The 7755-nt window shown below is 36.2% G+C and carries 10 protein-coding genes; 2 read left to right on the forward strand and 8 right to left on the reverse strand.

The features are described from left to right. The 5 genes from radA to panC all read right to left on the reverse strand — a co-directional run. Positions 1-927, reverse strand: a 927-nt coding sequence (gene radA, locus JCM15579_RS19715) for a DNA repair protein RadA (protein WP_054722998.1), incomplete at its 3' end; no start/stop codon positions are given. Positions 928-995: 68 nt separating this feature from the next. Beyond that, positions 996-1316, reverse strand: a complete 321-nt coding sequence (locus JCM15579_RS21080) for a nucleotidyl transferase family protein (RefSeq protein ID WP_218186260.1) — start codon at positions 1314-1316, stop codon at positions 996-998. Then, positions 1313-1492 carry a nucleotidyl transferase family protein gene (locus JCM15579_RS21085; protein ID WP_218186261.1) on the reverse strand — a complete coding sequence of 60 codons (180 nt, stop codon included), beginning with the start codon at positions 1490-1492 and terminating at the stop codon, positions 1313-1315. Before JCM15579_RS21085 ends, JCM15579_RS21080 begins: the two co-directional genes overlap by 4 nt. Before the next feature lie 159 nt (positions 1493-1651). Next, positions 1652-2002 carry an aspartate 1-decarboxylase gene (gene panD / locus JCM15579_RS19725; RefSeq protein WP_054723000.1) on the reverse strand — a complete coding sequence of 117 codons (351 nt, stop codon included), beginning with the start codon at positions 2000-2002 and terminating at the stop codon, positions 1652-1654. 18 nt (positions 2003-2020) lie between these two features. Continuing rightward, a complete protein-coding gene (panC, locus tag JCM15579_RS19730) occupies positions 2021-2860 on the reverse strand; it encodes a pantoate--beta-alanine ligase (protein ID WP_054723002.1) in 840 nt (279 codons plus the stop codon). A gap of 194 nt (positions 2861-3054) precedes the next feature. Between panC and JCM15579_RS19735 the strand changes: the two genes are divergently transcribed. Then, a complete protein-coding gene (locus JCM15579_RS19735) occupies positions 3055-3864 on the forward strand; it encodes a glycogen/starch synthase (RefSeq protein WP_054723004.1) in 810 nt (269 codons plus the stop codon). A gap of 215 nt (positions 3865-4079) precedes the next feature. Next, the gene (glmS, locus tag JCM15579_RS19740) at positions 4080-5948 is read left to right on the forward strand and encodes a glutamine--fructose-6-phosphate transaminase (isomerizing) (protein ID WP_245626004.1); all 1869 of its coding nucleotides are present in this window, start codon (positions 4080-4082) and stop codon (positions 5946-5948) included. 55 nt (positions 5949-6003) lie between these two features. On the opposite strand, the gene rfbB is transcribed toward glmS, so the two are convergent. The 3 genes from rfbB to JCM15579_RS22105 form a co-directional block, all read right to left on the reverse strand. Next, entirely contained in the window at positions 6004-7059 is a 1056-nt protein-coding gene (gene rfbB, locus JCM15579_RS19745) for a dTDP-glucose 4,6-dehydratase (RefSeq protein ID WP_054723008.1), read from the reverse strand. 17 nt (positions 7060-7076) lie between these two features. Further along, the gene (locus JCM15579_RS22100) at positions 7077-7496 is read right to left on the reverse strand and encodes a GDP-mannose 4,6-dehydratase (RefSeq protein WP_306305818.1); all 420 of its coding nucleotides are present in this window, start codon (positions 7494-7496) and stop codon (positions 7077-7079) included. Continuing rightward, positions 7394-7755, reverse strand: a 362-nt coding sequence (locus tag JCM15579_RS22105; RefSeq protein WP_262493554.1) for an NAD-dependent epimerase/dehydratase family protein, incomplete at its 5' end; no start/stop codon positions are given. The genes JCM15579_RS22105 and JCM15579_RS22100, both read right to left, overlap by 103 nt.

Here is a 7755-nt window from a genome sequence, read left to right on the forward strand (position 1 = left end):
CTCAATCAAGAAAGGACGCATGCCTTCGATAGATGCTGAAATGGCTGTGCCGCTCAGGCTTTCATCTTCCTGCGAAAGTAACAATTCCGAAGGGTTGGAGACCTCTCTCAAACCTGTATGCTGCATTTCGTAAATTCCCATTTCCGAGGTTGATCCAAAACGGTTTTTGGTTGCTCGCAAAATTCGGTACATGTGGTTTTGATCGCCTTCGAATTGAAGAACGGTATCCACCATGTGCTCCAAAATTTTTGGTCCGGCCAAACTTCCATCTTTGGTAATGTGACCAATTAAAAGAACCGGAACCGCCGACTGTTTTGCATATTGCAGCAATTGAGAAGTACATTCCCTGATTTGAGAAACGCTTCCCGGACCTGCCTCGATTCTTTCTGTTGCCAGGGTTTGAATGGAATCGATTACCACAATATTGGGATTGGTATTTTTAATGTGAGAGAAGATGTTTTCCATTGAGGTTTCGCTTACAATTAAGCAATTGTCGTTATCAGTATTGATTCGATTCCCTCTCAATTTAATTTGCTGTGCACTCTCTTCTCCCGATACGTAAAGTGTTTTGTAGTTTTTAAGATGCAAAGCAATTTGAAGTGCCAATGTCGATTTTCCAATTCCTGGTTCACCGCCAATCAGGATTAAGGATCCCGGAACCAATCCACCTCCAAGAACACGATTCAACTCCATATTTTGGGTGTTGTATCTTTTTTCTTCGGAAGATGAAATTTCAGAAATCTTTAAAGGTTTGTTTTTCGTATCGCCGTTTGATCCAACAACATTTATGTTTTTTGATTTTACGACAATCTCTTCTACAAATGTGTTCCATTCGCCACAGGAAGGACATTTACCTACCCATTTGGCAGATTCTACTCCACAATTCTGACAGAACCAGGCACTTTTTGTTTTCGCTTTGGCAACCACTTTGATATAATTAGCAATTAGTAATTAACAATGAGTAATAAACTCAAATTTGTGTTTGAATCTTAAATTTATCCTTCTTGTTGTATTTTTTTGATGATTCCTGTTGAAGAGAATCCTTCGATAAAGTCTAGAGTTTTGATTTCTCCACCTTTTGCTTTAACGATATCGTATCCCACAATATCCTCAGCTTTGTAATCGCTTCCTTTAACTAAGACGTCAGGCTGAACGAAATCAATCAAATTGTATGGAGTGTCTTCTTCGAAAAGAATTACCATGTCCACAAATCCCAGTGAAGCCAATAGAAGAGCTCGTGAGTATTCATCGTTGATTGGACGGGTAGGACCTTTTAGTCTTTGGGTTGATGAATCGGTATTTAAACCGATGATCATTTTATTTCCCATTGAGCTGCCGAAGCCAAATATTCAAGATGTCCACGGTGAACAATGTCGAAACATCCATTGGAGAATACGATTTTTTCGTCTTTAAATCGCCAGGTTTGTAATCGGTTAAAGGCATCTTCCTTCTTGAAGATAATTTTATCTTTTATCAATTGTAGTTTATTCATTTTTTAAGATTTTGCTTAAAGGTAATTTATCGGTAAGAGAGTAGCAAAAGAATTCGTGAATGAGTTAAAGTGTGGATGAGGTACCAGAAGTTGCTTAGATTCACTCACAAAAAAAGGCTGATCTCGAAAGAACAGCCTTTGCATGTATTCTAAATGAATTTAGATCAATTTATTAGTTGCTGTGTCAGGGAATACTAGGCTTGGTTCCCAGTTTTTAGCTTCTTCAAAATCCATCGATGCATACGAGATGATGATAATTACATCACCAACAGCACATTTTCTGGCAGCAGCCCCGTTCAAGCAAATTGTACCTGAACCTCTTTCGCCACGAATCACATAAGTCTCTAAGCGTTCACCATTGTTAATATTCACAATCTGAACCTTCTCATTTTCAATTAGGTTTGCTGCATCCATTAAATCTTCATCAATGGTTACGCTACCAACATACTGAAGATCTGCACCAGTTACCGATGCCTTGTGAATCTTCGATTTACAAACTTCAATGTACATTTTAATTTGAACTAATATTTAAAAAGTTATATTATCAATCAATCGAATTTTTCCTACCTGAACGGTGATACATCCAACTTTTACCTTGTTTTCGTCCCAGCTTTTAATAGGTTGCAAGTATGTATCATCAACGATTTCAAAATATTCGACCGAAAGATATGGGTTTTTATTGATTTCATCAACTACCCAATCTTTCAATTCGTTTACACTTAAATCGGCTGCTAAGTTACAAGCTTTAAATAAAGTTTCAGATATTTTAGATGCATTTTTTCTTTGATCCTCTGTAAGTAGTAAATTTCTGGAACTCATAGCTAAACCATCTTCTTCCCTGATAATGGGGCATGGAACTATTTTTACGTTTAACTTAAGATCTTTCACCATCTGCTTAATAACAGCTACTTGTTGGAAATCTTTTTGACCAAAATAGGCCTTATGAGGAGTTACTATGTCGAAAAGTTTACTTACAACTTGAGCAACTCCATTAAAATGTCCTGGTCGATTTTTGCCTTCCATTACATTGTCAAGGTGTCCAAAATCAAATACACGAGTATCTGGTTCGGGATACATTTCCTCCACTTCAGGGATAAAAATCAAATCAGGATTGTATTTTGAAAGTTTTTCAAGATCTTGCTCAACGCATCTCGGGTAAGTTTTTAAATCGTTGGGATTATTAAACTGTGTTGGATTCACAAAAATACTTACAACTGTAATATCATTTTCTTTTACAGATTCGGCTGTAAGTGATAAGTGACCATCGTGTAAAGCCCCCATAGTTGGCACGAATCCTATACTTTTTCCTTCCTCAATAAACTTGCTGATTTTTGCTTTTGTTTCAGCAACAAGTTTTACTATTTCCATCCTGTTTTAAAAATCTTACAAAACCATTTCGGTTTTTTTGGTTAAGACTGCAAATAAAATAAATAAATAATACTTGAGAAATAATAAGTGCATATAATTGTATTGTAGGTTCTTTAACCCTTGCCAAAGGTCAGGTTTGTTAAATATTTTTATTAATTTTGCGCAGATAATCTGTATTAATATTTAGCGACTATATGGAAAAGACAAAAGTATTGTTTGTTTCACAAGAAATTACCCCTTACCTTCCTGAAACTGAAATGTCTGAAATCGGAAGATATCTTCCTCAAGGAATCCAAGAAAAAGGAAAAGAAATTAGAACTTTCATGCCACGTTACGGTTGCATAAATGAAAGAAGAAATCAGTTGCATGAGGTAATCCGCTTGTCTGGTATGAATTTAATTATTGATGACACGGATCATCCATTGATCATTAAGGTTGCTTCTATTCAGGCTGCAAGAATGCAGGTATATTTCATCGATAACGAAGATTACTTCCACAGAAAGCAAATTTTGACGGACGAGAACGGTGATGGATTTGCAGATAATGATGAAAGAGCGATTTTCTTTGCTCGTGGAGTTTTAGAAACTGTTAAAAAGTTACGTTGGGCTCCAGATATCGTTCACTGTCAAGGCTGGTTTACCGGATTGACTCCTTTGTATTTAAAGAAAGCATTTAACGAAGATCCATTGTTTACGGATACAAAAGTGGTATTCTCTATTTACGATGATGAATTCTCAACTTCATTTAGCTCTGACTTCAAAGCAAAAGCAATTATTGAAGGAGTGGAAGAAGAAGATGTTAAAGTATTGGAGGATGCGAATTATGTAGCGCTTCACAAGTTGGCAATAGACCAATCTGATGCGATTATCATGGGTAGTTCAAATATTAATGAAGAAATTAAGGCTTATGCTGAAGCTTCAGGAAAGCCATTTATGCCTTATAAGAACAAAGAAGAATACATTACAGCTTACTCTGATTTTTACGATGAATTAGTAGCTGAATAGTAGGACAGTAAAATATTTTAGAAAGTGCATTTAAACTTTGGTTTTAATGCACTTTTTTTATCGATATAAATTGCAGTTAAGTTTGGTGAGTAAGCTAACTTATTATATTTTTAGGAGGAATTTATTGATAATTGAAATGAAGCTATAGGTTTAAGGCTAACTATTATAAAATTAGACTTATAATGTGATTTTTGATTTAGAATTATAAACCAATCTTGAGTGGTACCGAGATTGAAATTTATGTATTTATGTGTGGAATAGTTGGTTACATTGGCAATAAGGATGCCTATCCTATATTGGTCAATGGCTTAAAAAGATTAGAATATCGCGGATATGATTCTGCTGGTATTGCACTTCGAACTAACCAAACTCAAGTATTTAAGTGCAAGGGTAAGGTAAAAGATTTAGAAGATCATGTAAAGGGACACGATATTTCAGGTTCCATAGGTATAGGGCATACTCGTTGGGCAACTCATGGAGAACCAAATGATGAAAATGCTCACCCCCACAGTTCAATGAATAATAAATTTGTGATTATTCACAATGGTATTATTGAAAACTATGCCTTCTTAAAAGAGAAACTAGTAAAAAGAGGTTATTCCTTCCAAAGTGAAACAGACACTGAGGTTTTGGCAAACCTTATTGAATATATCTATCTAAAAGGTGAAGTTACTGCAGAAATAGCAGTACGCTTGGCACTTACAAAAGTAGTTGGTGCATATGGTCTGGTTGTTATTTGTGAAGATGAACCAAATCAGTTAATTGCAGCCAGAAAAGGTAGTCCGCTTGTTGTTGGTGTTGGAAATGGTGAGTATTTCCTTGCTTCAGATGCAACTCCAATTATTGAATATACTCAGAGCGTAATCTATCTTAACGATGATGATGTTGCTATCATTAATCGTGATGAGTTGGTATTGAAGACTTTGCAGAACGATAAATTAACACCTCATGTTCAGCAGTTGGATTTGGATATAGAGCAGATTGAAAAAGGAGGATACGAGCATTTCATGCTTAAGGAAATTTTTGAGCAAACCAGTTCGATTCATGATACCATTCGAGGAAGAGTATCTCCTCAAAATAAAGAAGTTTTCCTTGGCGGGATTAACGATGTAATTCCAAAGTTGGTGAATGCTCGACGAATTTTAATTATTGGTTGTGGTACATCGTGGCATGCAGGTATGGTTGGCGAGTATTTGTTCGAAGAATTTGCCAGAATTCCGGTTGAAGTAGAATATGCTTCAGAGTTCCGTTACAGAAATCCTGTAATTTTTGAAGATGATATTGTATTGGCAATCAGTCAGAGTGGCGAAACTGCAGATACATTGGCTGCAATCAAGTTGGCAAAAGAAGCAGGAGCTACTGTTTTAGGTATTTGTAATGTTGTTGGTTCAAGTATTCCAAGAGAAACTCATGCTGGTGTTTATACTCACGCTGGACCAGAAATTGGGGTAGCTTCAACAAAAGCATTTACAGCACAGGTTACTGTACTTACCATGATGGCTATGTTGGTAGGTTACAGAAAAGGAACCTTGGCAAAAGAAGATTACCACAAGTTGATCGAAGAGTTTGCTAATCTTCCTGAGAAAATTGCTAAAATTTTAGAGAAAGATCAGGATATTAAAGAATTATCAAAGAGATATATTGAATCTACAAATGCACTTTATTTAGGTCGTGGATTCTTGTTCCCAGTTGCTTTAGAAGGAGCTTTGAAATTGAAAGAGATTTCATACATCCATGCAGAAGGTTATCCTGCAGCAGAAATGAAGCATGGGCCAATTGCCTTAATTGATGAGCACATGCCAGTGTTTGTAGCGGCGACTAAGGATAAATCTTACGAAAAGATTGTAAGTAATATTCAGGAGGTAAAAGCTCGTAAAGGTCATGTGATTGCAATTGTTACCGAAGGTGATACTGTAATTGCAGATATGGCAGATTATGTGATTGAAATTCCGGAAACATTAGAAGCTTTAGCTCCTTTATTGACCGTGGTTCCATTCCAGTTGATTTCTTATTACATTGCAGTATTACGCGGATGTAATGTAGATCAGCCTCGTAATCTTGCAAAATCGGTTACTGTAGAATAAATCAAAAGTATCAGATACAAAAAGAGCGATGCCAATTTACATCGCTCTTTGTTTTTTATCTCTTTTCGTACTGCTGTTCGTAGTATTTTTCGTAATCTCCGGAAAGGATATTTTCCAGCCAATCAGTATTCTCAAGATACCAATTGATGGTTTGTTCAAAACCTTCTTCGAATTGAATGCTAGGTTCCCAGCCCAACTCATTTTTAATTTTGGAAGCATCAATTGCATAACGTAAATCATGACCAGCACGATCTTTTACGAATGTGATAAGTTTTTGAGAAGTTCCGATTTCCTGGTTTAATTTCTTGTCCATGATATCGCACAGCTTTCTTACCAAATCGATATTAGTCCACTCGCTGTTTCCTCCAATATTGTATGTTTCTCCGATTTTACCTTTGTGATAAATCATGTCAATTGCTAAGGCATGATCCTCTACAAATAACCAGTCTCTAACATTTTCGCCTTTTCCATAAATTGGCAGAGGTTTAGAGTTCTTAATATTGTTGATTACCAAAGGAATCAACTTCTCTGGAAATTGATTTGCCCCGTAGTTATTGGAACAATTTGATAGAACTACAGGCATGTTGTAGGTGTGGAAATATGCTCTCACCAAATGGTCTGAGCTGGCTTTTGACGCAGAGTATGGACTTCTTGGATCATATGGAGTTGTTTCTAGGAACTTACCAGTTTCACCTAACGAACCATAAACTTCATCGGTTGAGATATGATAGAATCTCTTTCCGTCCATGTTATCTTTCCAAATTTCTTTTGCAGCATTTAGAAGGTTAACAGTTCCGACAATGTTGGTAGTGATAAATGCCAATGGATCAGAAATAGAGCGATCAACATGAGATTCAGCTGCTAAATGTAAAACTCCATCGAACTGAAAATCTTTGAACAATCCAGATACAAATTCCAAATCGGTAATATCTCCTTTAACAAAGGTGTAGTTTGGTTTTGAATCAATATCCTTAAGATTTTCAAGATTTCCAGCATAGGTTAGAGCATCCAGATTTACAATTTGATATTCAGGGTATTTGTTTACAAATAAACGAACAACATGAGAGCCAATAAAACCTGCTCCACCTGTGATTAATATTTTCTTTTTCATGGATATAAGTTTATGGTTTATTTTTCTTCTTGTGTCATAATGCTTACTTGCCAATTCCAGGCAGAAAGCAAAGTTTCATCAAGACTTTTTTCTGATTTCCATCCCAATTCTCTGTTTGAATATGAGGTGTCTGCATATATCTGCTCAATATCTCCAGCTCTTCTGCCAACTATTTTATGAGGAACTTTCTCCCCTGTTGATCTTTCGAATGATTCAATGATTTCCAGTACAGAAACACCAGATCCTGTTCCAACATTAAAATATTCGTAGTTGGATGTGTTTTTATTTTGCAGCAAACGTTCAATGGCTACAACGTGTGCTTTCGCCAAATCTACTACATTAATGTAGTCTCTAATGCAAGATCCGTCAGGCGTATTGTAATCATTTCCAAATACACTAAGTTCAGGCGAATGCCTGCCACCGTTTGTGTAAGGAATGGAATAAGGTTGTTAGGAACGCCCAATGGCAATTCACCAATTTTTGAACTTGGATGTGCTCCAATTGGATTGAAATATCTCAAAGCAATTCCTTTTAGGTTAGAATGAGCTTTTGTTGTATCGCGAATGATATCTTCACAAATTGATTTTGTATTTCCATATGGCGATTCAGCCTCTTTTCGTGGAGTTGATTCCGTTACCGGAAGTTTATCTGGCTGTCCATAAACTGTACATGATGAAGAGAAAACCAAGTTTGGGA

This window comes from Marinifilum fragile JCM 15579 (assembly GCF_001310955.1).
GTDB classification, from domain to species: domain Bacteria; phylum Bacteroidota; class Bacteroidia; order Bacteroidales; family Marinifilaceae; genus Marinifilum; species Marinifilum fragile.